The organism is Streptomyces silaceus (assembly GCF_001419745.1).
Taxonomy (GTDB): domain Bacteria; phylum Actinomycetota; class Actinomycetes; order Streptomycetales; family Streptomycetaceae; genus Streptomyces; species Streptomyces silaceus.
Genome location: NZ_LIRJ01000696.1, coordinates 1 through 1,701 on the forward strand (window position 1 = coordinate 1; position 1,701 = coordinate 1,701).

The window sequence follows — 1,701 nt, forward strand, 5'->3', positions numbered from 1 at the left end:
GGCGAACAGCCCGTCGAGCCGTCCGCTCGGCTCGACGGGCTGTTCGCCACCGGGGCGCATCTGACGGGGCTGCTCGCCGGGTACGGGATCCTCGTCATGCTGTTCCTGATGGCCCGCGTGCCGGCCGTCGAGCACGGCGTCGGCGCCGACCGGCTCGCGCGGCGGCACGCGCTCGGCGGGCGGTACGTCCTGAGCCTGTGCGCCGCCCACGCCCTGCTCGCCCTGTGCGGATACGCCGCCCACGCCGGCACCGACCTCCTGAGCGCCGCCCTCGACCTGCTCGGCTACCCCGGCCTCGCCGCAGCCACCGCGGGCACCGCGCTGCTCGGCGCCGTCGGCGTCACCTCCGCCCGCGCCGTCCGCCGCCGCGTCCCGCACGAGACCTGGCGGGCCGTGCACCTGCTCACCTACCTCGGCGCCGCCCTCGCCTTCGCCCACCAGCTCGCCGGGCCCGACGTGGCCTCCAGCGTCCTGTCGCTGTGGCTGTGGTCCCTGCTGCACGCCACCGTCGCGGTGCTCCTCTTCTGGTACCGCCTCGTCGTCCCCGTGCGCCAGGCGCTGCGGCACAGCCTGCGCGTCGTCGACGTACGCATCGAGGGACCCGGCGTCGTCTCCGTGGTCATGCAGGGCATCGGCCTCGACCAGCTGCGCGCCGAACCCGGGCAGTTCTTCCGCTGGCGCTTCCTCCAGCGCAGGCTCTGGCACACCGCGCTGCCCTTCTCGCTCTCCGCGCCGGTGCGCGGCGACACCCTGCGCATCACCGTCAAGGCGGCCGGCGACCACACCCGGCGGATGCGGCGCCTGCGGCCCGGCACGCGCGTCCTGGCCACCGGCCCCTTCGGCGCGCTCACCGCCCACCGCCGCACGCGCCGCAAGGTGCTGCTCCTCGCGGGCGGCGTCGGCATCACCCCGATGCGGGCCCTGTTCGAGACGCTGCCCGGCGGCCCCGGCGACCTCACCCTCCTCTACCGCGCGGGCAGCGCCGAACAGCTCGTCCTGCGGGACGAGCTGGAGGAGATCGCGCGCGGCCGGCAGGCCGGGCTGCACTATCTGCTCGGCCCCTCCGACGCCGCGTTCGACCCGCTCGCCCCGCAGGCCCTGCGCGACCTCGTCCCCGGCCTCGCCGAACACGACGTGTATCTGTGCGGCCCGCCCGGCATGTCCGCCGCCGCGACCACCGCGCTGGTGCGGGCCGGTGTGCCCGAGGAGCGCATCCACGCCGAGTGCTTCACGTTCTGAGTGCCCGGCGTTCCCAGCCGGCCGAGTGCCGCACGTTCCGAGCCGAGACCCGCAGAGAGCTGACCATGGGACGCCACCGCAGACCCGCCGCCCCCGACCGGGGCCCCACCCGCCAGGCCCGCCGCGCGCTCACCGCGGGCCTCGCGGGAGCGAGCGCGCTCTTCGCCACCGCGCTCGCCCTCACCGTCGACCCGGCCGCGCCGCCCGCCCCCGACCGCGTACCGGCCACGTCCCCGGACCCGCAGGCCGCGCCCTGACGCCCCGCCGGGCGCCGGTCCCGGCCCGGGGAGGGGAGGGACCGGCAAGCTCAGAAGTCGCTCAACTCTTCCCGCTTCGTTGGACGGGGAGATCGCCGCGTCCATAAGGTCGCGATCATGCCCGACATATCCCTGACCACGGTCGTCGTCCTCTGCCTCGCCGCCCTGGCGGCCGGCTGGATCGACGCCGTGGTCGGTGGCGGCG

Annotated in this window: 2 protein-coding genes and 1 pseudogene; all 3 read left to right on the forward strand. The window is 76.3% G+C overall.

The window, feature by feature from the left end:
* A partial coding sequence (locus AOK22_RS38775; RefSeq protein ID WP_055703315.1) for a ferredoxin reductase family protein occupies positions 1 to 1,239 on the forward strand: 1,239 nt, incomplete at its 5' end.
* Positions 1,240 to 1,304: 65 nt separating this feature from the next.
* Positions 1,305 to 1,496 (forward strand): hypothetical protein, encoded by a 192-nt coding sequence (locus AOK22_RS38780; protein WP_055703316.1) that lies wholly within the window; start codon positions 1,305 to 1,307, stop codon positions 1,494 to 1,496.
* Positions 1,497 to 1,613: 117 nt separating this feature from the next.
* Positions 1,614 to 1,701 (forward strand): annotated as a pseudogene (locus AOK22_RS43625) (sulfite exporter TauE/SafE family protein); the annotation flags it as partial.